Genomic DNA, 24756 nt, shown 5'->3' with positions numbered 1-24756 from the left:
AAACAAGGTGGATGGCGCCACAGCTTACGGATCAAACATGACAGGCCGATGACGCTTCCTGTTCGAGCACCTTGTCCGCCGTGAAGATGCGCGCCGGGTCGAGGGTGGACCGTTTCCCCAGGTCGCTCCCGTGCTCGCGCAGCCAGGCTTCCGCGGCCTGCGCGCCGAGTCCGTGCAGCTTTTCCAGGAACGGCAGTTCGGAATTGAACTTGCTGGAGAAGCCGAGGCCGGAAAGCTCGTCCAGCCCGCTGATCAGGTGCAGGCGGGTGGGCGTGCCGGCCATGCGCGCGGCCCGTTCCTCGTCCGCCAGATCCTGGTGGTGAAGCAGTGCGCTGATCTCCCGCACGAAGGCGATGTTGAAGGCGATCTCGTTGGAGCGGTTGGCGATGTCGGCCTGACTGCGCGGCAGTTCGGTGCGCGCGATCGGATTGATCTGCACGACGACCACATCGCGCGCCGGCCGTTCGAGCAGCGGGAACAGGGGCGGATTGGCGACATAGCTGCCGTCCCAATACAGTTCGCCGTCGATCTCCACGCCGGCGAACACGGTCGGCAGGCAGGCGGAAGCCACCACCTTCTGCACGTCGAGTTCCCGGCGCCGGAAGATCTTCCCCGTGCCGGTGCGCACATTGGTGGCGCCGATGAACAGTTCGAATTCCTCGCAGCCGCGCACGCGCTCGAAATTGATCATCGTCGACAGGAACTGCTTCAGCGGATTGATGGTGAGCGGTACATTGGTCACGGGGCCGATGATCGCCCCCATCATTTCCATCAGGTGGTAGGCGGGGGTATTTCCCATGTCCCAGCGGCCCGTCAGGCGGTCGACCGGCGACCGTTGCAGAGGGCTCATCAGCGATACCTGGCCCAGTGTCGTCCAGAAGCGGCGCAGCGCGGCCTGCGCGCCGCGCCGGCCACCGCCATAGGCGTAGCCATCGGCGGTGACGACGGAATTGATGGCGCCGGCGCTGCTGCCGGTCAGTGAGTCGATGGCGAGGTGCTCTTCGTCGAGCAGCCGGTCCAGCACACCCCAGGTAAAGGCGCCGTAGGTGCCGCCGCCCTGCAGGGCGAGGCTGACAGTTTTTCGTGTGGTGATCAGCAAGGCAATTCTCCGTTAGTCGAACAGGCCGGTTGGCCATTTCGGACTAGGGTAGGGAATTTCGCCGATGCGCGGCGCGCCGGACCGGGCGGCAGCGTGCGTTGCCGCCACTGCCGCCTCGTCATTGTCAGGTGCCTGTAAGGTGCATGCCGGCCGCGTGTCAGGCAGCCTTCGGCGTGCCCCGCGCGCCGGCATGCACGAGCAGGATCGCCATGCCCGCGATGGCGGCCGGAATGCCCAGGATCGCGATCACGGCGGAGAAGCCCCAGCCCATCGACAGCAGCACGCCGCCGAGGAAGGAACCGAGGATGCTGCCGAAGCGGCCGATGCCCAGCATCCACGACACGCCGGTGGCACGCACCGCGGTGGGATAGCAGGCCGGCGCGAACGCCGTCATGCCGGTCTGCGCGCCGTTCATGCAGAAGCCCGCCAGCATCACGAACGCGGTGAACATCGCCGAGTGGATGTCGCTGGCCGCCAGCGCGAGGATGAAGATCGCGCCGCCGCCATAGGCCAGGCCGATCACGCGGTTGGCGCGCCAGCGGTCCATGTAGAAGCCCACCACGAGCGCGCCGACCGTGCCGCCCAGCTGGAACAGCGCCGTCAGGCTTGCCGCCCGTTCGATCGGCAGGCCCGCGTCGCGGATCAGCGTGGGCAGCCAGCCGCCCAGCAGGTAGATCACCAGCAAGCCCATGAAATACGTGGTCCACAGCGACAGCGTCATCGTTTTGTACGTCGGCGAGACCAGCGTGGCCACCGGGTGGCCGGTGGCGACCGGCGGCTCGCTCACATGGAAGCGGGTCGCGTCGGAGAACGTGCCGCCGACGACGCGGCGCAGCGTGGCGGCGATCCTGGCCGGGTCCATCTTGCGCACCACCATGAAGCGCGCCGATTCCGGCAGCAGCCACACGTAGAAGGGCAGGCACAGCAGGGGAATCGCGCCGCCCATCAGCAGCATCGCGCGCCAGCCATGCGACGGCAGCAGGGCCGCCGCGGCAAAGCCGATCAGCGCGGAGCCCAGGTTGAAACCGGTGAACATCACGGCCAGCAGCGTGCTGCGCGAGCGTTCCGGCACGTACTCGGACAGCAGCGTGGTGCAGCAGGGCATGGCGGCGCCCAGGCCCAGGCCGGTGAGGAAACGCAGCAGGCCCAGTACCACGATATCGTTCGCGGCCGCGCTCAGCAGGTTGAAGATGCCGAACAGCGCGACGGCGCCCAGCAGCATGCGCTTGCGTCCCCAGCGGTCCGACAGGGGGCCGACGAACAGCGCGCCGATCGCAAGGCCCACGGGCGTCGCGCTCATCGCCATGCCGAACGCGGTGCGGGAGATACCCCATTCGGCAATGATGTCCGGGGCGAGGAAGCCCATGATCGCCACGTCCATGCCGTCGGTGGCGACGATGAGGAAGCAAAGGCCGAGCAGCAGCCATTGGTACCTGGACATGCTCCGGCCGTTGATGTGGGTCCGGACGTCCAGCGCTTGGTGTTCCATGCAGTCTCCTTGATGCGTGCTTCTGTGAATTCCGGCCGATGCGAAACGGTGCTTTGTCCAGTCCGATGCCCCGCTCGCGGGGGGGCACGCACGTTCGTCTTCGTCCGGGTAATGACGTTGCGCCCTGGCCGGCCATGGGGTGGCTGCCGGGACCGCACAACAACTATACTGAACGGCCGTTCGGTAGGCAATCGTTTGTGCGATCAGCGAACACTATTTGTGTGGCTTGCCTGATGGGGAATGACAGCGCTGCAAAAAGGAGCGGACACAAAAAACCGCGGGTTGGCGCAATGGCCAGCCCGCGGTGCTGTCGTGGCGACAGGTTGCCTGCTTGCTCAGTACGCCCGTTCCGGCGCCACCTGCACGGCTTCCCGCACCGGGGCCGGCAGCGGATTCGATGCGGCGCTAGACAGCCGCAGGGCCGTCTTCACCGACAGCGTTGCCTTCAGCGGCAGGTCTGCCGAAGAGCCGCCGACATGCACGGTATATTTGCCGGCAGGGACCTGCCAGCTCCCCGTGGCCACGTCGTAGAAGCTCAGCGAACGCGCATCGACGGGGATCGTGACGGTCTTGCTCTCGCCGGCACGCAGGAACACCTTGGCAAAGCCCTTCAGTTCCTGTTTCGGGCGCGCCACTGCGGCGGCCGCCGGTCGCACGTACAGCTGCGCCACTTCATAGCCGGACTGCGTGCCGCGGTTGGTCAGCGTGAACGTGGCGTTGACGGTCGCATTGACCGTGGAACCCGTGCCCAGTTCCTTGCCCGACAGCGACATGCCGGAATAGCCGAACGTGGTGTACGACAGCCCGAAGCCGAACGGATACAGCGGCTTCACGCCCGTCCTGTCGAAGCCGCGGTAGCCCATGAACACGCCTTCCGAGTAGGCCATCGTCTTGCGGGCCGGGTTGGTGGCCGCATCGGCGAAGTTGCCCGAGGGCTGGTACTCGGCGATCGTGCCGTAGCCGGCCGTGGTCGGATAATCCTTCGCGGTGCCGCCGATCGAGACCGGCAGCTTGCCGGACGGGTTGACGCTGCCGTAGAGGATCTCGGCCAGGGCCTGGCCGCCGAACTGGCCCGGATACCATGCCTGCAGCACCGCCGCCGTCTTCTTCGACCAGCTCTTCATCTCGGAAGGGCCGCCGCCATGCACGACCACCACCGTGTTGGGGTTGGCCTTGGCCACGCTGGCGATCAGGTCGGCCTGGAATTCCGGCAGCTCGTACGCCACGTCGCTGCCTTCGCCTTCATATTCGGCGCTCTTGCCGACGGCGACGACGACCGCGTCGTAATCGGCCAGGCTCGCCGGGGCTGCCAGCGAGGCCCAGCTCATCTGGATGCCGTTGATACTGCCCAGCACCGGGAAGTACGCGCCGCTCACGCGGCGATATTCCAGCTTCACGGTATACAGCGAGCCGGCCTTCAGCACTGCCGTCTTGCCGGCCTTGGCCGGCGTATTGACCACGTCGCCCGCAACGGGAACGCCGTCGAAATCGATCACCAGTTCGCCGTTGACCCACAGCCTGTAGGCACCGTCGGCACGCACCTTGAATACCTGCGCACCGGTGACGGTGGGGCGGATGGTGCCGGTGAAGCGTGCCGAAAACGCGCCGGCGGAGGTGCCGATGCCGGCCAGCGTGCTCGTGCCGCCCGCCGTGACATTGCTGCCGGCGTTGAAGTCCAGGGCCACGCCCGGTTCGATACGGGTCGTCGCGGGCGAGCCGGCCAGCGACGTATTGGTGAAATATTCCGCCTTCAGGCCGGGGGCCAGCGCGGCCGCCGTCGATCCCGGCTGGTACCAGATGGCCTGGGCCGGATTCAGCGACAGCGCCGGGATGAACGTCACGTTGGCGGGATCGACGTTCAGCTGCCGCAGGCCGCTCAGTTCCGTCACATAGCGGTTCGCCGGCGCCCACGCCGTGCCGAACGGCGAAGCCGGGGACTGCTGCGCCAGGTCGCCGATCACGGCCACGCGGGCATTCGTCGCCAGCGGCAGCACGGGCATCGAACCGCCCCTGCCGCCGTCATTCTGCAGCAGCACGATGCCTTCGCGGGCCACGGCCAGCGAGGCGACATCGCCGTAGGCGGTGTCCAGCGGCGTCGGCACGGGCAGTGCCTTGTCGAAGCCGTAGCTGACCATCGCGCGCAGGTTGCGGCGTACCTTGTCGTCCAGCACGTTCATCGGCACCTGGTTGCTGTAGACGAGGTCGTACATCGTCTGGTCCGCGAACGCCAGGCCGCTCGGCATGTCGAGGTCGGCGCCCGCCCATGCCGCCTTCTGCGGGTTGTGGATCGAATTGAAGTCGCTCATCACGAAGCCGCGGAAGCCCCATTCGCCCTTCAGCACCTCGGTGACGAGGTGGTGGTTTTCGCAGCCGTAGTCGCCGTTGATCTTGCTGAACGAGCACATCACGGAGGCCGGATTCGCGTTCTTCACCGTCGACTCGAAGCCGGGCAGGTAGATTTCGCGCAGCGTGCGCTCGTCCACGGTCACGTCCAGCAGGTGGCGATTGGCTTCCTGGTCGTTGGCCACGTAGTGCTTGGCCGCCGCCTGGATACCCTGGGCCTGGATGGCGTTCGTGATCGCCGGACCGAGCACGGCGCCCAGGAACGGATCCTCGCCGCTGACATATTCGGCGTTGCGGCCGTTGAATGGCGTGCGGAACATGTTCAGGCCCGGCGACAGCATCTGCTGCGCGCCGGCCTGGCGGGTTTCATAGCCGAGCGCCAGGCCGAACTGGTGGGCGCGGTTGATGCTCCACGTGGCGGCCAGCGCCGATTGCGACGGGAACTGCGTGCCGAACGTGCCGAGGCCGACGTGCACGCCCATGGAGGAGTCGTAGGCAACGGTGCCCGGCAGGCCCTGCGATTCCAGCACCGGCAGCATGTGGCCGTCGTTGACGCGGATGAAGCCGAACTTCTGCGCCAGGCTCATGTTGTCGATCATGGCGCCGACGCGGGCTTCCACTTCGTTTCCCTGTACCGGGCCGGCAGCGGCGGCGGAAAGGGGCAGGGCGGCATGGCACAGCACCGCGAGGGCCGGCAGCGCGGCGGGGAAGACGGATGGTCGTATCATCGCTTCACTGCTCCCGGCGCGTCGGATTCTTCCTGCGGCAGGTCGAGGATTGGCGCGGAGTCGCGGGCCGGCGCATCGACGGTGATGCGTTTTTCCTCGAACAGCTGCTTCTGCTTGTCGAGGAATTCGGCGCGGGCGGCGCGTTCCTGCCTGGCCGCCGCGGTGTCGGCCGGCGTGGATTTCGGGTCGGCCGCGTGTGCCGACAGCGCGCACAGGGCGGCCGCAAGCACCCAGTGGCGATGACGTGGGATTTTCATGATGTTCTTCCGATGGTTGTTGGGGAGTTCGCGCGGCCGCACGACGCTGGCGCTCGCAGGCACACCGATAAGGTGCCTGTAAGCGTACCAATGAGTACAGTATATACGAGACTTTAAAACATTAACAATAATATTAATGCTTATTTGTAATCGTACTTGTCCAAAAAGAAACCTGAACAAACGCTGGGGGAGGCAGCCGGAAACCCCGGCTGCTTGCCTGGATGGCGGGGAGGGCGGTCAGTGGACGGGCCGGCGCGCGCCGGGCTGGCTGCCCAGGTAGCGGTTCAGGTAGCTGATGTACGAGGAGGCATCGGCCGCCGTGCCCTCGTCGTTGACGACGTGCGAGATGCCGCCCGAGCCGGACAGGAACACGGCCACCGCATGCTCGATCGTCACCCCGGGCGTATCCGGCACCCGGATCGCGCTGGTTTCGATGATCGGTTGTCCCGCATTGAAGAACGAATAGACGCCCAGGCCGATGGCGCCGTGCCGCTTCACGCCGGCGCCCACGTGGTACGACGCGTAGCCGTTCACAGTGCCGTCCATCCATGCCGCTTGCGTGGGCGGATCGTATGGCAGCTCGCTCTGGTAGAAGATCGTTTGCCCATGGTTGCCGTTCCAGACCAGCTGGCGCTTCTGGTAGTGCTCGACGAACAGGCCCAGCCCCGTCACATGGTCGCCGTTCACGACGAGCCCCGTGTCGGCCCGGTTGACGGCCCATTGCGCGCCGGCGCCATGGTCCGCGCGCCACGCCCACAGGTGGTCGATGATCACGTTATCGCTGTTCACTTCCAGGCTGACGGCCGCGGTGCCCGCGATCGCCCCGCCGATGCGGAAGAACACGTCGCTCAGCAGGACAGGATTGCGCTGCGCGCTTTTCGCGATCGGCGCGTCGGGGCGCGGTTCCGTACCGCGCGGTGCGCCGACCTGCATCAGCACGGGCGAACCGCCCGGTGCCGCATCGACGATCAGCGCGCCGATCGCGATGCCCGCATGGTCGCCGGTGACGATGGCCGCCTTGCCGGGTGCCGGCACCAGCGTGGCCATGCCCAGGCCCAGCAGCACCGTGTCGGGCCGCTGCACGGCCAGTGCGTCGTCGAGCTGGTAGACGCCGGGCGTAAACAGCACGTGCCGCCCTTCGGCCAGCGCGCGGTTGATGTCCGCCGTCGGCGTGGCCGGCCGCGCGAGCAGGAAGCGGGACAGCGGGATCGACGCTCCTGCTTCGACTTCCGCTTCGGCTTGCGAGCCGGCGCCGACCGCCCAGGACGTGCCGCTGGCGCGCTGCCGCACATCCGGCTTGAACACGTGGTACCCGCCATCTTCGTCGATGTACAGGAACGGCTTCTCCCGGCTGCGCGGCGTCGTGGCCAGGGTCGTCACCGGCGGCGCGGGGTAGCTCTGCGCCGGCGCACCCGCCACGCCGGAAAACACCATGTTCCAGACCGATCCGGCCCAGTTGCCGATCGCGCTGTCGCGCGTGTACCACTGCTGCTGCGAGCCGGATTGCACCTGGCCGTCGATGCGGCTGTTGGCGATGAAGCCGCCGCTGGAATAACCCCACCACGCCGGCATCAGCTCCACCCCGCCGCGGATGTGCACGCGCCGCATCGGCGACGCCTGCGACACGGCCCAGCGCGTGGTGCCGCCGGTGGGCACGATCGACAGGTTCTCGACCGAGCGCCAGAAGTTGATCAGCGCGCTGTCGGTGCCGGCGCTCCAGTCGATGCGCCCTTCGACGCGCAGGCCGCCGTTGACGACCACGTCGTCCGGATGGCGGCCCAGGCCCGCCACCGACGTGTAGTAGCCGACCTGCGCATCGACGTTGTAGGTGCCGGGCTTGAACAGCACCGCATGCCGCCCGTTGCCGAATTCCGCCTCGCCGGCGATCGCCTCCAGCTTCGACGCGATCGTGGCCGATGGCGTGGCCGGGTCGAACACCAGCACGTTCGGGCCGAAATCCGGCACCGCCGTCGCCGCCGTTGCCGGCCCGCCCGCGCATGCCATGAACGCGATGGCCGCCAGCCGGGCTGTCCGGCGCGTGGTGAAAACTGCCGTGATCATCTCCATTCCCATCTCCTTGTTATCGATGCGGCTTCATGAACCCGGCGTGACCGCCGCGGAACCACGCGGGAGAAGGTCAGATTAACATCGGGTTAATGAGCTTAACGATCAATTACAAGGTAGATTCGGTCCGTTCACCTGCTGGAAAAACCGGGGACGGACCGGAACGCCGGACCGCCCCGTTGTCAGTCAGCTTTCAGCGCGCCGGGTCCGCTGGCCGCTTGCCGCCGGACTGCCCGGCCGCGGCCACCAGCCGCGCCATCGCCTCGCGCGGGGTCATCCGGTCCTGGTTCCAGAATTGCTGGACGACGTCCCATAGCGGCGCCACGGTGTGCGCGGGATGGGCCATGCCGTGCGCCACGCTGGGCAGCAGCGTGCCGCGTTTCGCACTGTGCTGGAAATCCTGCCTTGCCCGGCGTGCGCATGCATCGAACCGGTCCAGCGGCACGTCCAGCCGGGCCGGGATCGAACCCTTGGCGAGGTTGAACGCCTGCTGGAATTCGCGGCCCATCACGGCGCGCGCCAGGTCGCGCTGCGCGGCCTTCTTGTCCTCGGCCACGTCGAACAGCACGATCGAGTCGATGTCGAAGCTGAACACTTCGCGCGAGCCGGGCGTGGGCGTGCACAGGATGTCGGTGCCGGGCCGCTTGCCGGCGGCCAGCATCTCGGCCTTGGCCCAGTCGCCCATGATCAGCATGCCGGCGGCGCCCCGGTTCAGCATGGCGGTCGCCGCGACCCAGTCGCGGCCCATGTTGCGCTGGTCCGTGTACGACTTCAGGCGCCGGTACGTCTCCAGGGTCTTCTCCATGGCCGGGCTGCCCAGCGCCGCGCGGTCCAGCTCCAGGAATGCCTTCTTGTAGAAGTCCACGCCGCCCACGCCGATCGCCACGCTCTCGAACGTGCCCATGTCCAGCCACGACTGGCCGCCATACGCCACCGGCGTGATGCCTGTCCTGCGGATCGCCTCGGCCGTGGCGAAGAACTCGTCCCATGTGGCGGGAACCTTCGCGCCGGCCTTGCGCAGCACGGCGGCATTGATCCACAGCCAGTTCACGCGGTGCACATTGAGCGGCGCGGCCACGTAATGGCCGCGGTACTTCATCGTGTCGCTGACAAACCGCGGCAGCACGGCGTTCCACTTTCCGGCACTGGCCACATCCTCGATGCCGGACAGTTTTCCCGTGCGCGCCCACTCCTGGATGGCCACGCCCTTGATCTGCGCCGCGGTGGGCGGATTGCCCGAGCGCACGCGCGAGTCGAGCATCACCACCGCCAGGCCGCCGCCGCCATCGGCGATCGCGAAATCCTTCCACGTGTGCCCGTTCGCCCGGAGGGTGGCTTTCAGCTGCGCCACCGCCTGCGCCTCGCCGCCGCTGGCCCAGAAATGCAGCACCTCGACTTCGCCTGCGCTCGCGGACGGAGCCAGCATCGGCTGCAGCAGTGCTGCCGCCAACAGGAGAGCAGGGCGCACAACAAGGGAGCGCACAGCGGTCATGGCGCCGCCGTGCCGCGCGGCAGCCGGATCGTCACGCGCAAGCCGTGCGGCTGCGCATCGCCCAGCGTGACGGTGCCCTGGTGGCGCTCGATGATTTCGCGCACGATCGCCAGTCCCAGGCCGCAGCCGTCGCCACCCTCGGTCGCGCGCACGAAGCGCTCGAACACGCGCTCGCGGTCGGCGGCCGGGATGCCGGGCCCGTTGTCGTCGACGATGATGACGGCGTCCGCGTCTTCCTCTTTCACGCGCAACGTCACTTCGGCGCCACGCCCGCCGTAGCGGATCGCGTTGTCGACCAGATTGCTCAGCGCTTCGCGCAGCAGGGCCGCATTGGCGTGCACGGCGATCTCGCCCGGCGACGCATCGACGCCCAGGTCGACGCCCGCGCGCAGCGCCCGCGGCACGAGGTGCGCCGCCACCTCCCGCACGAAGCGGTGCAGGTCGAAGCGGCCGCGCTCCAGTGCCGCCGCGGCGCCCGGTTCCGCCCGCGCCAGGGTCAACAGCTGCGCCACCAGGTGGGCGCTGCGCGTGGCGCTCTGGTGCACCATGTCCAGCCGGCTGCGCTGGGCTTCGTCGCCGGCCGCTTCGAGGGCGAGTTTCGTCTGGCTTTTCAGGCCCGCCAGCGGGGTGCGCAACTGGTGCGCCGCATCGGCGATGAAGCGCTGCTGGGCGCCCACGTGGTGCTGCACGGAGGCCAGCAGGTCGTTCAGCGCGCCGGCCAGCGAACGCAGCTCGGTGGGGGCCAGGTCGAGCTTCAGGGGTGTCAGGTCGCCGGGCGCGCGGCTTTCCACCTCGCGGCGCAGCCGCGCCAGCGGTGCCAGCCCGGCGCGGATGCCGGTCCACACGATCAAGCTCATCAGAAGGACAAGGCCGGACAGCGGCAGCAGCGTGTCCGCCAGGATCGCGCGCGCCAGTTCCTCGCGGTTGGCGCTGCTGCGCGCCACCTGCACCAGCATGGTCTGCTGCGGCGCGCTGATGTCGCCGAACGCCACGTACAGCGCCGCGATGCGCATGTGCTTCGGCGTGCCGCTGGGATCGGGCTGCGGCACCACGTCGCCATCGTAGAAATAGGGCGTATCGAGCTTGCGGCCGATGCCGGCCGGCGGCGCGGGCAGGTTTTCGTTACCGAGGATGAAGTGGCCCGGCGGTGTGCTCACCGTATACATCAGCGGGTCACGCGGATCCGCTTCCAGCACGTCCTGGGCGGCGCGGGGAAAGTCGATCAGCAAGCCCTGTTCGATCGGCTTCACCTGCCGCAGCAGCGCGCGGGAAGCCTGGGCCAGGCTGGCGTCGATGGCGCGGTTGGCATAGCCGGCGGCCAGCCGGTAGGTGAAGAAACCGCCGGCCACCCACAGCACCAGCTGCGGCAGCAGGAGCCAGAGCAGCAGCTTGCGGTGCAGGGAAACCATGCGGTGCGGTTCAGGACACCGGGCGCGCGGCGCGGCCGTCCGCCTCGAGCAGGTAGCCCAGGCCGCGCACCGTGCGGATGTCCAGGCCGGATCCTTCGAGGCGCCGCCGCAGCCGGTGGATGTAGACCTCGATCGCGTTGCCGGCTCCCGTGCCGGCACTGTCGCTGGTCCAGCTTTCGTTGATCTGTTCCTTTGTCACCACGTTGTCGCGGTGGAGCAGCAGCAGTTCCAGCAGCGACCATTCGCGCGGGCTCAGCTCGATCGGTTCGCCGCCGATCGCGGCGCGCCGCGTGCGCGGGTCGAAACTGAGTTTTCCGAAACCCAGTTCCGCCGTGCCGCTGCCGGCGCCGGCCCGGCGCAGCAGGGCGCGCACGCGCGCATCGAGCTCCGGGAAATCGAACGGCTTGGTCATGTAGTCGTCCGCGCCGGCATCGAGCCCGGCCACGCGGCTTTCCAGCGCATCGCGCGCCGTGAGCACGATCACGGGCATCAGCTGGTTCGTGGCGCGCACATGCCGCAGCACGTCGAGGCCATCGACCATCGGCAGCCCCAGGTCGAGGATCGACAGGTCGAACGACTCGCGCCCCAGCAGGTACTCGGCCACGGGGCCGTTCGGCGCGTGTTCCACCGTATAGCCGTGGCCACGCAGGTGGGCGCACAGGGCGTCGGCAAGGATGGGGTCGTCTTCGGCAAGAAGGATATGCATGAAAAGAGTTTAACAATAAATGAACGTGGCGGCCAGTCGACACCAAACGATCAACTTTTTGTCATCTTTCTTTAACAAGTTTACGTGTGATTAACGAGCACGTATATTTAATTACAGATCGTTAAGGTTAGCGAAAAAAGTTCGATCGGAGACAGGCCTGCCAAAGGCCGACAAGGAGACCGCGATGGACCAGCGTCATCGTCACAAACAGTTGCTGCGCCTGCTTGCCGAGCATGGCGCAGCGCCGATCCCCCAGCTTGCCGCATGGCTCGGCGTGTCCGCCGCGACCGTGCGGCGCGACATCCGGCTGCTCGACACGGCCAGCCAGTTGCACCGGACGCATGGCGGCGCGCGCCGCATCGACGCGGCGGCGGCGCGGCCCTGGAAAGGCGGCACCTTCGAGGAAGCGGCGCGCGTCCATGCCGACCGCAAGCGCGCCATCGCCCGCCATGCCGCGGCCCTGTGCGCCGATGGCGACACGCTGCTGGTCGGCGGCGGCACCACCACGTTCCACATGGCCGGTTTTCTCGCCGGCCGCCGCATGCGGGTGCTGACGAATTCGTTCGTGCTCGCCCGTGAACTGCTGGCCCATGGCGACAGCGACGTGATCCTCAGCGGCGGCAAGGTGTATCCGGCGCAGGGCATCATCCTCAGCCCGTTCGATACCGAGGCTGTCCAGTACTGCTACGCCGATCGCCTGTTCATGGGCGCGCACTGCCTGGCCGCGCTGGGCGTGATGGAAGCCGACCCGCTGCTGATCGGCGCCGGGCGCCGCCTCGTGCACCAGGCCCGCGAGGTGGTGGTGCTGGCCGATTCCGCGAAGTTCGGCAACCGGGGCGGCATGTTCCTGTGCGCGCTCGACCGGATTGCCCGTGTCGTCACCGATACCGGCGTGCCCGACGCCGGGGTGCAGATGCTCGAGCGCGCCGGCATCGAGGTCGACGTGGTGCCGCCGGATGCGCCGGCCCCCGCCGCCTGCGCACTGCCTCGCCCGGGCAGCTGGAGCAGCGCCGGCCCACCGCACTGATTTTTGCACACCGCGGCAGCGACACGCACGCGCAAGGCCAGCGGCCGCGCGCGGGCCCTGCCGCGCCTTCACTCAGAGCACCAACCATACCAATGACAGGAGACAGGCAATGCAGCTACAACCATCCCGCCGCCAACCGGCAGGGCGCAAGACCCGCATCGCGCTGGCGATCTGCGCCCTGGCGAGCTTGTGCCAGGGGGCGTCGGCCCAGCAGGCCGTGCAACCGGAAAACGTGGTGACCGTCACCGGCACCAGCATCCGCGGCGTTGCCGCCGTGGGTTCGGACGTGACGACGATCCGCCGCGAAGACATCGCCGCCACCGGCGCCACGACGTCCACCGAGCTGCTGCGCTCCGTGCCGGAGATGAACAACTTCGGCGCCTCGGGTATCAACAACGGCCAGAACCAGGCCAACTTCGTCGACCAGCCGGCAATCCACGGCATCGGCGTGGGCAATGGCGGCGCCGGCCTGACGCTCGTCCTGCTCGACGGCCACCGCCTGCCGGGCGCCGGCATCAACCAGACCGCGCCGGACGCAGGCTCGATTCCCACGTCCATCCTGGAGCGGGTGGAAGTGATGGCCGACGGCGGCTCGGCCATCTACGGCTCCGACGCCGTGGCCGGCGTCATCAACTTCGTGCCCCGCAAGAGCTTCGACGGCGCGGAAACCAAGGCGCGTTTCGGCAGCGCCGACGGCTACCGCACGAAGAATTTCAGCCATCTCGTGGGCCACAAGTGGGACGGCGGCCACGTGCTGGCCGCCATCGAACGGTCGGAAAACTCGGCACTGGACGGCTTCGGGCGTTCCTACGCGGTGGCCGACCAGCGCCGCTGGGGCGGGCCGGATACGCGCTCGTCGAACTGCACGCCGGGCACCGCCAGCGTGGGCGGCGTCAATTATCCGATCACCGGAGCCGGGGCACTCGTGCCGGGCGACCCGGTGCGCTGCGAAAGCAACCGGCGCAACGACCTGTATCCGGCGCAGCGCCGCGACCAGGCCTATTTCAGCGTGCGCCAGGATGTCGGCGAGTCGGTCGAACTGTATTCGAGCTTCCTGTACTCGGGCCGCACGCTCGATTCGCGCGTGGCCGGCGGCGGCGTTACCAGCGGCGGCCTGGCGCTGACCGTGCCGTCGACGAGCCCGTTCTACCTGCCGCTGGCCGGCGCCGCGGGTGGCGCGTCTCAGACGGTCACGTACAACCCCGAAGCGGACTTCGGCGCCTTCACGAACCGCATCACCACCAGCACGCGCAGCCTGGTGGCGGGCGCCAACGTGCAGTTGCCGAACGAGTGGAGCGCCAAGGTGGAGTTCAACTACGGCATCGAAAAGGACGACGTCAACAATTTCGGGATCCACCAGGCGCTGGCGATCTCCAGCGCGGCCAACGGCACGTTCAACCCGACCGGCATCGGCGCGCAGACAAGCGCCGGGTTGCTGGCGCAGATCGGCAACTTCGTCACCCGCTACAACGCCCGGCATACGCTGAAGGAAGCGCAGGTGAAGCTCGACGGGCCGCTGTTCGCGATGGGCGGCGGCAAGGCGCGGGCGGCACTGGGTGCCGGCACGCGGCGCGAGGAAATGGAAGGCTTGACGTCCGCCGGTCCGGTGGGCGGCGACTTCACGTCGGCGCCCTACACGTCGAAAGGCACCCGCGACGACGATTCCGTATTCGGCGAGCTGTACTTCCCGGTCGTGGGCGAGGCCAATGCGCTGCCGGGCGTGCGCAAGCTGGACGTGTCGGTGGCCGCGCGCTGGGACAAGTACAGCGACGTGGGCAGCACGACGAACCCGAAAGTGGGCGCCAACTGGACGGTGGCCGATGGCGTCAAGGTGCGCTTCAGTGCCGGCCGCTCGTTCCACGCGCCGAGCCTGGCCGACGCGCCGACGGCGATCGATACGCGCGTCATCCGCGCCGACTGCAATCCCGCCCAGCACATCGGCTGCGCGAATGCGGCGCCGTCCGACTACGCCGTGTGGCTCGCCGGCGGCAACAACCTGAAACCGGAAAAGGCCAACACATACAACCTGGGCCTCGACCTGGGTCCGGAACTGCTCGGCGGCTTCAAGGTGGGCCTCACGTACTTCCGCATCGACTACAAGGACGTGATCACGTTCCCCACCTTCGGGGTGCTGACCAACCCGATCGATGCCTATGCGCCTTACCGCATCCTGCGCCCGGCCGGCGCGAGCGACGCGGACTGGCGCGCGATCGTCGAGCCGCTGCTGGCCGGCATGCGCCACGACGGTCTCGTCTACCCGGACGTGGGCCTGCCGCATGCCGTGTACGACCTGCGCCGCCAGAACTTCGCGGACGAAAAGATCCAGGGCATCGACTACAACGTCGAGTACCTGTTGAAAAACGCCTTGGGCCAGTGGAAGTTCGGCCTGTCCGGCAGCCACATGATGACGTTCGACCAGCACGTGCCGGGCGTGGCGGACACCATCGAGCTGCTGGACACGAACTACGCGGTGCGCAACAAGGTACGGCTGCAGGCCGGCCTCGTGCGCGGCGACTTCAGCGCGGCGCTGTTCGCGAACCACGTGGGCACGTTCCGCAACACGGGGGTATCGCCGGTGCAGCGCGTGTCCAGCTTCAACACGGTCGATGGCCACTTCGCATGGAACTTCAAGGACCGCGGCCTGCTCGACAACACCACGCTGGCCATCGACGTGACGAACCTGTTCGACCGCGATCCGCCGGTGTTCCATACGGGCGGCTCGATCCTCGGCTTCGACGGCAATACGGCGAACCCGCTGGGCCGCGTGGTGTCCGTCAGCCTGACCAAGCGCTGGTAGGCACCGTTTCACGTGACAACAAGGAGAGCAATGAAACCAAGTCCGGAACAGATCGCCCAGGCCAACGCGGCGGAGGAGGCGCGGCGAATCAACCTGCCGGCCGGGGAACCGGTGGCGGCATTCCTGCGCACGGCGCAGGCGCTGATGCCGGTGCTGAACGAGCGTGCCATCCTGCCCGTCGCGCTGGTGGCGACGGAACGGCGGCCCGACCTTGCGTTGCGCCATGCGATGCGGCCGTTCGCCGAAGGCGCCGACCTGGCACGGCGCGACTGGGCCGGGGGCGCCGCCTTCATCGTCGACTTCGGCGAGCACCTGACGGGCTACCTGTCGTTTTGCGCCGTGCCCGTGGGCAGTGTGGCGGACAGCCCGATCCGCCTGCGGTTCACGTTCGGCGAAGTGCCGACCGACGTGGCCGAGCCGCTGTACCCGTATTCGGGCTGGATCAGCGCGGCATGGCTGCCGGAGGAAACCGTCACGATCGACGACCTGCCGGCCGCCGTGAGGCTGCCGCGCCGGCACGCGTTCCGCTACGTGAAGGTGGAAGTGCTGGCCGCGTCGCGCCGCTTCGGCGTGCGTTTCGAGGCGATGACGGCGCACGCCGTCACGTCGGCACGGCGTGAACCCGCACCGTTGCCGGACGCGTACCCGGCATGGATCCGCCAGGTCGACCTGGTTGCGCAGCGCACCTTGCGCGACTGCCTGCAGACGGTGTTCGAGGATGGCCCGCGCCGCGACCGGCGGCTGTGGGTGGGCGACCTGCGGCTGCAGGCGCTGGCCGGTTACGTGACGCTGCGTGCCGACGACGTCGTCAAGCGCTGCCTGTACCTGTTTGCCGGGCTGCCGCGCTCGGACGGCCTGGTGAACGGCTGCGTCTACGAGCGGCCCGTACCCACCTACGGCGACACGACGACGCTCGACTACGCGGCGCTGTTCTGCGTGACCCTGCAGGAATACGTGGCGGCGACCGGCGACACGGCCTGCGGGCGCGAGCTGTGGCCGGTGGCGCGCCGGCAGGTCGACTGCCTGCTGGCGCGGCTCGACGATACGCTGATGTTCCATGACACGGGCGAAACATGGTGCTTCATCGACTGGGCCTTCGGCCTGGACAAGAGCGCCGCGACGCACGCCGTCATCGTGTTCGCGCTGCGGCGCATGCTGGCGCTGGCCGACATGCTCGACTGCGGGGGCGAGGTCGATCATTATGGCCCGCTCATCGACGCCATGGCGGCCGCCGCGCGCGGCCAGCTGTTCGACGCGGGGCGGGGCGTGTACACCAGCGGGCCGGCGCAGCAGGTGTCGTGCGCGGCCCAGGCCTGGATCGTGCTGGCCGGGATTCCCGAATCGGTGGACATCGCGCAGGCAGCCTTGCGCAACGCCATGGCCGACCCGGCCGCAGTACGGCCCATCACGCCCTATGCCTGGCATTACCTCGTCGAGGCCATGCTGGCCTGCGGCATGGAGGACGAGGCGCTGGCGCTCGTGAAATCGTATTGGGGCGGCATGCTCGATGCCGGCGCCGACACGTTCTGGGAGACGTTCGATCCCGCCGATCCGCTGGCTTCGCCGTATGGCGACGTCCATGCCAACAGCTATTGCCACGCCTGGAGCTGTTCGCCCACATGGCTGTTCCGAGCGCGCGGACTGGGCCGGCCACCGGGCGTGGCGCCGGATTCGCCATCGCAGGAGGAGGGCGCATGAAGGTCGAGACGATAGCCGTGCCGCGCCTGCGGGACCTGCCGCGCTCCGCGTGGCGCGTGGCGATCCTGGCCGGCATGGCATCCTACCTGGATGCCGCCGCGATCATCACCAGCGGCGGCGCGCTGGTGCTGTACAAGGACCATTTCGGCCTCACACTGATGCAGATCGGCCGCCTGTCCGCCGTGCTGACGGCGCTGTTCGCCATCGGCGCGCTCGTCGGCGGCCGGCTGGGCGACCGGTTCGGGCGGCGCCGCGTGTTCACCACCACGATGGTCGGGCTCGCGCTCGGCACCGCCATGCTGGCGTTCGCGCCGACCCTGGCGGTGCTGTATGCGGGCACGGTCGTCGTGGGCTTCTGCATCGGCGCCGACCTGCCGGTGTCGATGGCGATGATCGCCGAGGAAGCGCCGCCCGGCTTCAAGGGCCGGCTGATCGCCTTTTCGCACGTGCTGTGGATGGCGGCGATCGGTACCACGTTCGTGCTGCAGATCATCGTGGGGGGGCTGGGAACGCTGGGCGGGCGGCTCATGTGGACACATGTGCTGCTGGCCGCGCTGCTGGTGCTCGCGCTGCGGGCCACGCTGCCGGAATCGGGCGAGTGGACGCGGGCGCGGGCCGATGCCGACGCACGCAGGGAGCAGGCGGGCATGGACGCGGGCAGTATCGACGCGGGAGGAATGCGGCAGCTGTTCGAGCGTCGCTTCATCGGCCCGTTCGTCGCCCTGGCCTTGTTCTATGGCGTGTTCAACCTGGCTGCCAACACGGGCGGGCAGTTCGGCACGCTGCTGTACACGGAGGTGGCCCGTACGTCCGTGTCCACGGCGGGGCTGGTGAATACCGCGCAACTGGTGATCTCGTTCGCCAGTGCCGTGCTGTTCATGCGCACCGTCGACCTGCCGTCGCGGATGACGTGGTTCGTGCTCGGCGGCGTGCTGGCCGTGGCCGGGCAGCTGATGCCGATCGTCTTCGGCGTGAACGTGGTGTCGCTGGCCGCGTGGCAGATCCTGCAGGGCATCGGCGGCGCGTTTGCCGGCGAATCGATGTGGAAGGTGTGGAGCCAGGAACTGTTCCCCACGCTGCTGCGCTCGACGGCGCAGGGCGCCACCACGTTCTTCACCCGCATGCTGGCCGCCGTCGCCGCGCTGGGCACGCCGCTGCTCATCCAGAGCGGCCCGACCGTGCTGTTCGTCACCCTCACCGTGGCCGTCAGCTTCACCACGGCGCTGGGGTGGCTGTATATTCGCAGGCTGCCCGTGGCCGCGCTGCAGTGAAGGTTTTCCCGCAATGTGGTTTCCCAGATACCAGGTGCCGGTCACCGATTTTTTATGACAAGAGAGACGAGATGACGAAACTGAATCTGCTGCGCCGCGGCGTGGCACTGCACGTGGGCCTGGCCATGGCGGGCCTGGCACATGCCGAACCGGCCGCACAGCCGTGGCGCGATGCCACGCAAACGGCGCAGGTGCGCGCCGGCCAGTTGCTGAAAGCCATGAGCTTCGAGCAGAAGGTGGCCCTGGTCAGCGCCGTCGACCCGGCCGAGTATGCGCCGCTGGCGCCGCTCGGCGTGCCGCCGCTGACCCGCGTGGATGCGTCGGCGGGCCTGCGGGGCGACAAGGGCGTGACCGCATTCCCCGTGCCGCTGCAGCTGGGCGCCACGTTCGACGCGGCGCTGGCACGCGAATACGGCAAGGCGATCGCCGTGGAAGCGCGCGGCAAGGGCTGGAACGTGATCCTCGGCCCCACGGTGGACGTGGCGCGCGACGGCCTTTCCGGCCGCCTGACGGAATCGTTCGGCGAAGACCCGCTGGTGAACGCCGTGCTGGGCTCCGAAGTGGCCGCCGGCATGCAGGGCGAACACGTGATCGCGATGGCGAAGCACTACACGGTTTATCACACGGAGCGCGAACGGCTGACGATGAATGTGGAAGTCGGGGCGCGTGCGCTGCACGAGGTCTACAACCTGCCGTTCAATTACCTGGTGGAGCGGGCGAGGATCGGTTCGCTGATGGGTTCCTACCCGAAGGTGAACGGCACCTTCATGCTGGAGAATGCGCGCCTGCTGTCGCTGATCAAGCGCCAGGGCTTCGACGGGTACATGGCCACGGACTTCATGGGCGGCGCCGACGGCATCGCCCAGTTCAATGCCGGCATCGATTCATGGTCGCTGCAACCGGTGCTGCGCAAGGCGGAAGGATTCCGGGATGGCCGCATTTCGCAGGCCCGGCTCGACGAGGCCGCGCGCCGCATGCTGTGGGCGCTGTTCTCGACGGGCACGTTCGACCGGCCCGTCACCGACACGCCCGCCGCCGTGGTCACCACGCCCGAACACCAGGCGCTGGCCGTGAAGGTGGCGCAAGCCGGTACCGTGCTGCTGAAGAACGAGGGCAATGTGCTGCCGTTGCGGCGCACCGGGCGGATCGCCGTCATCGGCCCGGCCGGCAAGGAAGCCGTGACCGGTGTGATGTGGTCGACCTTCGTCGACCCCGGCCAGTTCGTCACGCCGCTCGAAGCCATCGCGGCAAAGGCCGGCACGGCCGCGAAGGTGGCCCATGCGCAGGGTTCGCTGGGCGACGTGGTGCTGCCGCCGATGTCCGCCGATGGCGGCATTTTCGCGCCGCCGGTGGCGCTGGTGGCGCCGGACGGCAAGCCGGGCTGGCACGTGCGGTACTTCGGCACCGAGGACCATACCGGCGCCCCGCTGGGCGAGGACACGGTGAAAGACATCGACATCAAGGGCAAGCCGTCGATGGCAATGCCGGCGAAGTGGTCGGCGAAATGGGTGACGGAGTACACGCCGGACAAGGATGGGCCGGTCCGGCTCGCGGCTTCCGTCAGCGGCGCGGTGAAGGTCACGGTCGACGGCAACGCCGTCATCGATGGTGCGCGGTCCACGGCCGAAGGATTCCCCGGCTCGGGCCCGTTTACGTATCCGCTGCACGGCGTGGTGCAGCTCGAGAAGGGCCGCAAGGTGCGCATCGAAGTGGCGTATTCGTCGCGCGGCGCATTCACGGGGCCGCGCATCCAGCTGGGCTGGCAGGGCGCATCGATGATCCCGGATGCCGTGGCGCTGGCGAAGAAGTCCGATGTGGCCGTGGTGTTCGTCAACCAGGTGACGGGCGAGGAGATGGACCGCGACGATTACGCGCTGCCGGCCGACCAGGATGCGCTCGTCGAAGCCGTGGCCGCCGCGAATCCGAATACGGTGGTGGTGCTGAACACGGGCGGCGCCGTGAAAATGCCCTGGCTGCCGCGTGTCAAAGGCGTGGTGCAGATGTGGTATCCGGGCGCCGCGGCCGGCACGGCGATCGCCAGCGTGCTGTTCGGCGATGCGGACCCCGGCGGCCGGCTGCCCGTGTCGTTCCCGGCCGATGAAGGCCAGGGGCCGCGGCCTTACCGCGGCGGGGGCACCGTGCGCTACGACGAAGGCGTGTTCGTCGGCTACCGCTACCTGCACAAGCATGGCCAGAAGCCGTTGTTCCCGTTCGGTTACGGCCTGTCGTATTCGTCGTTCAGCCTGGACAACCTGGGCGTGCGGCCGGGGCAGGGCGAGACGGCGGCCACGGTGTCGGTGCGCGTCAAGAACACGGGCGCACGGGCCGGTTCGACGGTGGTGCAGGTGTACAGCGGCGCGCTGCCTGCACCGGTGGAGACACCGGCCGTGAAACTGGTGGGCTTCGCCCGCGTGCAGTTGCCGGCGGGCGGCGAGCAGGTGGTGACGATCCCCGTCGAGCGGCGCCTGCTGTCCTACTGGGACGAGAAGGGAAACAGGTGGGCGACGCCGGCCGGCAAGGTGTCGCTGGGGGTGGGGTTCAATGCCGCGGAGATCGCGCAGCGGCAGGACGTGCAGTTGTCGTCGTCCAGGTAACGAGCCCGATGCCGGGGCGGCAGGACATCGCCGCTGCGGCCTTGCGGGGGGCTTGCCGGCGCCGGGTGCCAGGAAGGCCGGCATTCGGCGCCGGCACTTCCAGGTTCGCCGCCAGACAAAATTTCCCGAAAATATGCAACTAACCGAAAGATGAGGGGCCTCCCGCGACTTCCGGGTTCGTGGCGGATCGGCAGCAAGGGCGGGCAGAAGGCGGCCACGAAGCGCACCATAAGGCGCGCCGGCGGTGCGATGGTGTCAGCCGGCAGGCGTGCCGTACGCCCGGAGGAATACGTCGATGGCCCGGTCGGACACCGCGTGGATGGAACGGACCGCGGTGATCTGTTCGCCGAACATGGCCCGCTCCAGCAGCTCGCCCTGCAGCAGTCCTTTCAGGTGCATGGCCGCCACCCAGCCGTCGCACGGCACGATCGTGCCGGCCTGCGCGTGGTGTTCGATGAATTTCTGCATGATGGTCCAGCCGGTGCGCGGCCCGGCTTCGTAGAACTGCTTGCCGTGTTCCGTGCGGTGCGTGTGCTGCTGGGCCATGCGCACGGCCGACAGCATCTCCGGCGCCAGCAGCTGCACCAGGTAGGCGCGACCGAACTGGCGCAGCATGTCGCGCAGCGGCCGCTGCGTGTCCAGCTCCTGGAACGCCTGCTGCAGGCGGATCTCGGCGGTGTGCGCCAGCACCGCCTGGGCCAGCACGTCCTTGGACGGGAAATAGCTGTAGATCGTGGACTTGGAGCCGCCGATGCGCGAGACGATCTCGGACATGGTGGTGCTCTCGAAACCGAGTTCGCTGAAGGTCGCGGCGGCCACCTGGAGGATGTGGTGGCGCCGCTCGTCCGATTTTGTTCTCATGGATACGTGACAAGCCGTTGCAGGTCGCACAGTATGCCGCAATCGCCTCCGGTCCGGTAGCGTAAAAGCTTCCTCGTTACTGGGGCTTGCCCATCAGGTAAAGGTCGAGCTCGTCGATCTTGCCGAGGATGCGGTCGAAGCGCAGCGGGCCGGGCTTCTGCGGGAACACGTGCGGCTGGTACGGGTCGCCGATGGTGCGCAAGAAATCGTCGAACACGCCCGGCGTGAGGAAGCCGATGAACTTCGTGTAGTGCTTGTTCATCTGGTATGCGTGGATCGTGCCTGCCGGAATATGCATGATGTCGCCCGGCTCGGCCACCAGCTTCTGGCTGTTGCCGATCATGTTCAGCGTGCCCTCGAGCGGAAAGAACACTTCGGTGTGCAAGGCATGGAAGTGCGGCGGGATCATCTCGCCCGCCGGGCCTTCCGTCATCACGGCCAGGAACTTGCCCGCGCTGCCATTGACGTTGCCCAGGTAGGTGAACACCTGGTCTCCTGCGACGAACCGCTCGCCTTCGCCAGCGGCAAGCACATAGGGCACCACCGTGGCCGGCAGGGTCGCGTTGGTGACAGGCAGCGCCTTCGTCCGCCGCGGGAAGCCGGCCCAGCGAAGTTCACCACGCGATTCGCCATTTTCCTGCGATGCCGCCAATGCCGCCGCAGCCGGCGGGGCGGCGGTCGTTTCGGGCTGCACGTGACCGGCGTATGGCGTACCCAGTCCGGCCATCAGCGCGGCGCTCGTCGAACCGGTCGCCCAGTTCAGCACCTTGGTGCGGTGGGAGCGCATCGTGAACGCGAACGTCACGCCGGGCGGAATGCTTGCATAGTCGCCCTTGTTCATCAGCCAGTGCGCGTTGCCGAGCCAAAGCTCGAGCTGGCCATCCATCACGTACAGCGCCTGGTGCGACGTGGCGAACGCGTGGAGCGGCAGGCCCGCCCCTTTGCCGCCGGTCCAGGTCATGACCTCGTACAGCCCTGCGGTATCCTGGCCGCGCGCCATCACGGCCATGGCCATGCCGGCCACGAGGTGGCGCTCGCCCTCGTCGGCCTTGATATAGAAGGGAATGGCGCGGCCCGGCAGTTCGTTGCGCAGTTCGACGCGCTGGATGTCCGAGAAGTCGCGTGGCGGCTGGTGGTCCGCGGCGGCGGCAAGGGCCCAGGTGGCGGCAAGCACGGCGGCGACAATGGTGTTACGAAGCGTGGAAGACATGGTTGATCCTGTTTTTAAAGTGTACCGATTAGTACAGTTTAGAACAGGTGCCGGCGATTTGCAATCATTGGAAGTACTCTAAAAAAATGGGGATCGATGGATGGGAAATTTCGTGTCCTTGCCTTAAACTGTACTTATTGGTACGCTTATTGGTACATTTAAGGAATGCGATATGACATGTGGATTCTTCTTCCGCAGCCGCCCGGCATGGGCGCTTGCCGCGCTGTGCGCGGGGTTGGCGCAGGCGGCACCCCGGGTAACGACTGGCGAAGGTGTATTGCAGGGCAGGGAAATGCAGGCGGTGCAATTCTTCGGCCGGGTGCCGTTTGCGGTAGCGCCGACGGGCGCCTTGCGCTGGCGCGCGCCACGGCCACCAACGGCCTGGCGAGGCACGCGGCTCGCCACCGACACGTCGCCCGTATGCGTGCAGCCGCGCACCGGCAACGTGGAAGCCGGTATCGCACAGGCGGACATGCGCGAGGATTGCCTGTACCTGAACGTGTGGCGTCCGGCAGACCGTGGCGCTGCGCCGTTGCCGGTGATGGTGTGGATCCATGGCGGCGCGTTCCGCGGCGGCGGCGGTGCGCTGCCGCTGTATGACGGCGCCGCGCTGGCCCGGCGTGGCGTCATCCTCGTCACGATCAACTACAGGGTCGGACCGCTCGGCACGTTCAGCCTGCCGGCGCTGCGCGACGAAGCGGCAAGCGAGCCGACCGGCAATTTCGGCTTGCTGGACCAGATCGCCGCGCTGCGCTGGGTGCGCGCAAATATCGCCGCGTTCGGCGGCAACCCGCGCAACGTCACGGTGTTCGGCGAATCCGCCGGCGGCGCCTCCGCGCTGTATCTCGCGGCGTCGCCGCTGGCGAAGGGCCTGTTCAGGCGGGCGATCGTGCAATCCGGCGCGCTGGACCTGGATGAGCCGGGCGTGGCGGGCGCCGATGCGATCGGCCTGGCCATGGCCAGGCGAGCGACGGACGCCGACGCATCGGGCAGCGCCGCCGGCCTCGCGCGGCTGCGCGCATTGCCGGCCGAAGAGTTACTCGCGATGACAGACCGGCGTGCGGACACGATGCCGTTCGTCGATGGCCGCGTCGTTCCGTACCGGCTGCGCGAGAGCTTCGAGCGTGGCGCGGGCAGCGGCGTCGACCTGCTGATCGGCAGGAACAGCGACGAAGCGGGATTCTTCCCGCCGGCGTTCCACGAACGCGTCCCGAAGCTGTTCGGTACCGGCTGGCCCGCCATCCGCGCGCTGGTCGATCCAGCCGGGGCGCGCGATGAAGCGTGGGTGTCGCGGCAGGTGGCCGGCGATCTTTTTGCGGGTATCGGAACCCGCGCGGTGGCCAGTGCCGCGAGCAAGGTGGCGGGCGAGCCGGGCGGCAGCGTGTACCAATACCTGTTCGACCACGTCGCACCCGCGGCGCGGGCGCTCGGCGAAGGCGCCGTCCACACGGCAGACCTGCCATACGTGTTCGGCACGCTGCCGGCGGGCAGCGGCGCGCAGGCCGATGAAGTATCGCGCCGGATGGGCTACTTGTGGACGAGCTTTGCCAGGACCGGCGTGCCGTCGGCGCAGGGCGCGCCGGCGTGGCCGCGCTACGATGGGCAGCGCCGCCTGCTGCTGATCGGCGATGACGGCTTCACGGTGGGCCCGGACCCTGCCGGGGAAAGGCTGATCCGGCTGGACCAGCCGAGGGCGTGGCACATCAACTGA

Annotated in this window: 16 protein-coding genes; 6 read left to right on the top strand and 10 right to left on the bottom strand. The window is 68.2% G+C overall.

The window, feature by feature from the left end; translation table 11 throughout:
* Positions 1-31 precede the first annotated feature (31 nt).
* The 8 genes from ACY65G_RS05390 to ACY65G_RS05355 all read right to left on the bottom strand — a co-directional run bounded on the left by ACY65G_RS05390 (position 32) and on the right by ACY65G_RS05355 (position 11587).
* Entirely contained in the window at positions 32-1099 is a 1068-nt protein-coding gene (locus ACY65G_RS05390) for a patatin-like phospholipase family protein (protein ID WP_464996327.1), read from the bottom strand.
* A gap of 157 nt (positions 1100-1256) precedes the next feature.
* Complete coding sequence (locus ACY65G_RS05385) at positions 1257-2588, bottom strand: MFS transporter (protein WP_464996326.1); 1332 nt, start codon at positions 2586-2588, stop codon at positions 1257-1259.
* Positions 2589-2923: 335 nt separating this feature from the next.
* On the bottom strand, positions 2924-5659 hold the full coding sequence (locus ACY65G_RS05380; RefSeq protein WP_464996325.1) for a beta-glucosidase: 2736 nt from the start codon (positions 5657-5659) through the stop codon (positions 2924-2926).
* The gene (locus tag ACY65G_RS05375) at positions 5656-5916 is read right to left on the bottom strand and encodes a hypothetical protein (protein ID WP_464996324.1); all 261 of its coding nucleotides are present in this window, start codon (positions 5914-5916) and stop codon (positions 5656-5658) included. Before ACY65G_RS05375 ends, ACY65G_RS05380 begins: the two co-directional genes overlap by 4 nt.
* 237 nt (positions 5917-6153) lie before the next feature.
* The gene (locus ACY65G_RS05370) at positions 6154-7983 is read right to left on the bottom strand and encodes a hypothetical protein (RefSeq protein WP_464996323.1); all 1830 of its coding nucleotides are present in this window, start codon (positions 7981-7983) and stop codon (positions 6154-6156) included.
* Positions 7984-8173: 190 nt separating this feature from the next.
* Positions 8174-9406: an ABC transporter substrate-binding protein gene (locus tag ACY65G_RS05365; protein ID WP_464996322.1), complete on the bottom strand. Its 1233-nt coding sequence runs from the start codon at positions 9404-9406 to the stop codon at positions 8174-8176.
* 62 nt (positions 9407-9468) lie between these two features.
* Positions 9469-10881, bottom strand: coding sequence for a sensor histidine kinase (locus ACY65G_RS05360; protein WP_464996321.1), 1413 nt, complete (start codon positions 10879-10881; stop codon positions 9469-9471).
* A gap of 10 nt (positions 10882-10891) precedes the next feature.
* A complete protein-coding gene (locus ACY65G_RS05355) occupies positions 10892-11587 on the bottom strand; it encodes a response regulator transcription factor (protein WP_464996320.1) in 696 nt (231 codons plus the stop codon).
* Between the two features lie 184 nt (positions 11588-11771).
* Here ACY65G_RS05355 and ACY65G_RS05350 point away from each other — a divergent pair, with 184 nt between their 5' ends.
* The 5 genes from ACY65G_RS05350 (at position 11772) to ACY65G_RS05330 (ending at position 20974) form a co-directional block, all read left to right on the top strand.
* Complete coding sequence (locus ACY65G_RS05350; RefSeq protein ID WP_464996319.1) at positions 11772-12614, top strand: DeoR/GlpR family DNA-binding transcription regulator; 843 nt, start codon at positions 11772-11774, stop codon at positions 12612-12614.
* A 109-nt stretch (positions 12615-12723) separates the two neighbouring features.
* Positions 12724-15411 (top strand): TonB-dependent receptor plug domain-containing protein, encoded by a 2688-nt coding sequence (locus ACY65G_RS05345; protein ID WP_464996318.1) that lies wholly within the window; start codon positions 12724-12726, stop codon positions 15409-15411.
* Between the two features lie 30 nt (positions 15412-15441).
* Complete coding sequence (locus ACY65G_RS05340) at positions 15442-17109, top strand: alpha-L-rhamnosidase-related protein (RefSeq protein WP_464996317.1); 1668 nt, start codon at positions 15442-15444, stop codon at positions 17107-17109.
* On the top strand, positions 17106-18380 hold the full coding sequence (locus ACY65G_RS05335; protein ID WP_464996316.1) for an MFS transporter: 1275 nt from the start codon (positions 17106-17108) through the stop codon (positions 18378-18380). Before ACY65G_RS05340 ends, ACY65G_RS05335 begins: the two co-directional genes overlap by 4 nt.
* A 71-nt stretch (positions 18381-18451) precedes the next feature.
* Positions 18452-20974, top strand: coding sequence for a glycoside hydrolase family 3 protein (locus ACY65G_RS05330; RefSeq protein WP_464996315.1), 2523 nt, complete (start codon positions 18452-18454; stop codon positions 20972-20974).
* Between the two features lie 255 nt (positions 20975-21229).
* On the opposite strand, the gene ACY65G_RS05325 is transcribed toward ACY65G_RS05330, so the two are convergent.
* The gene (locus tag ACY65G_RS05325) at positions 21230-21835 is read right to left on the bottom strand and encodes a TetR/AcrR family transcriptional regulator (RefSeq protein WP_464996314.1); all 606 of its coding nucleotides are present in this window, start codon (positions 21833-21835) and stop codon (positions 21230-21232) included.
* A 76-nt stretch (positions 21836-21911) separates the two neighbouring features.
* The gene (locus ACY65G_RS05320) at positions 21912-23045 is read right to left on the bottom strand and encodes a quercetin 2,3-dioxygenase (protein WP_464996313.1); all 1134 of its coding nucleotides are present in this window, start codon (positions 23043-23045) and stop codon (positions 21912-21914) included.
* Between the two features lie 172 nt (positions 23046-23217).
* Here ACY65G_RS05320 and ACY65G_RS05315 point away from each other — a divergent pair, with 172 nt between their 5' ends.
* Positions 23218-24756, top strand: a complete 1539-nt coding sequence (locus ACY65G_RS05315) for a carboxylesterase/lipase family protein (protein ID WP_464996312.1) — start codon at positions 23218-23220, stop codon at positions 24754-24756.

The sequence above is a fragment of the Pseudoduganella sp. jia 12 genome (assembly GCF_055502675.1).
Note: the sequence above shows the minus strand (reverse complement) of the source record. Positions and strands in the feature narration are given on the sequence as shown.

Bases quoted from the DNA above. Each gene is read 5' to 3' on its own strand.
- ACY65G_RS05385 (WP_464996326.1), bottom strand. From the start codon at position 2,588: ATGGAACACCAAGCGCTGGACGTCCGGACCCACATCAACGGCCGGAGC.
- ACY65G_RS05380 (WP_464996325.1), bottom strand. From the start codon at position 5,659: ATGATACGACCATCCGTCTTCCCCGCCGCGCTGCCGGCCCTCGCGGTG.
- ACY65G_RS05375 (WP_464996324.1), bottom strand. From the start codon at position 5,916: ATGAAAATCCCACGTCATCGCCACTGGGTGCTTGCGGCCGCCCTGTGC.
- ACY65G_RS05370 (WP_464996323.1), bottom strand. From the start codon at position 7,983: ATGGAGATGATCACGGCAGTTTTCACCACGCGCCGGACAGCCCGGCTG.
- ACY65G_RS05365 (WP_464996322.1), bottom strand. From the start codon at position 9,406: ATGCTGGCTCCGTCCGCGAGCGCAGGCGAAGTCGAGGTGCTGCATTTC.
- ACY65G_RS05360 (WP_464996321.1), bottom strand. From the start codon at position 10,881: ATGGTTTCCCTGCACCGCAAGCTGCTGCTCTGGCTCCTGCTGCCGCAG.
- ACY65G_RS05355 (WP_464996320.1), bottom strand. From the start codon at position 11,587: ATGCATATCCTTCTTGCCGAAGACGACCCCATCCTTGCCGACGCCCTG.
- ACY65G_RS05350 (WP_464996319.1), top strand. From the start codon at position 11,772: ATGGACCAGCGTCATCGTCACAAACAGTTGCTGCGCCTGCTTGCCGAG.
- ACY65G_RS05345 (WP_464996318.1), top strand. From the start codon at position 12,724: ATGCAGCTACAACCATCCCGCCGCCAACCGGCAGGGCGCAAGACCCGC.
- ACY65G_RS05340 (WP_464996317.1), top strand. From the start codon at position 15,442: ATGAAACCAAGTCCGGAACAGATCGCCCAGGCCAACGCGGCGGAGGAG.
- ACY65G_RS05335 (WP_464996316.1), top strand. From the start codon at position 17,106: ATGAAGGTCGAGACGATAGCCGTGCCGCGCCTGCGGGACCTGCCGCGC.
- ACY65G_RS05330 (WP_464996315.1), top strand. From the start codon at position 18,452: ATGACGAAACTGAATCTGCTGCGCCGCGGCGTGGCACTGCACGTGGGC.
- ACY65G_RS05325 (WP_464996314.1), bottom strand. From the start codon at position 21,835: ATGAGAACAAAATCGGACGAGCGGCGCCACCACATCCTCCAGGTGGCC.
- ACY65G_RS05320 (WP_464996313.1), bottom strand. From the start codon at position 23,045: ATGTCTTCCACGCTTCGTAACACCATTGTCGCCGCCGTGCTTGCCGCC.
- ACY65G_RS05315 (WP_464996312.1), top strand. From the start codon at position 23,218: ATGACATGTGGATTCTTCTTCCGCAGCCGCCCGGCATGGGCGCTTGCC.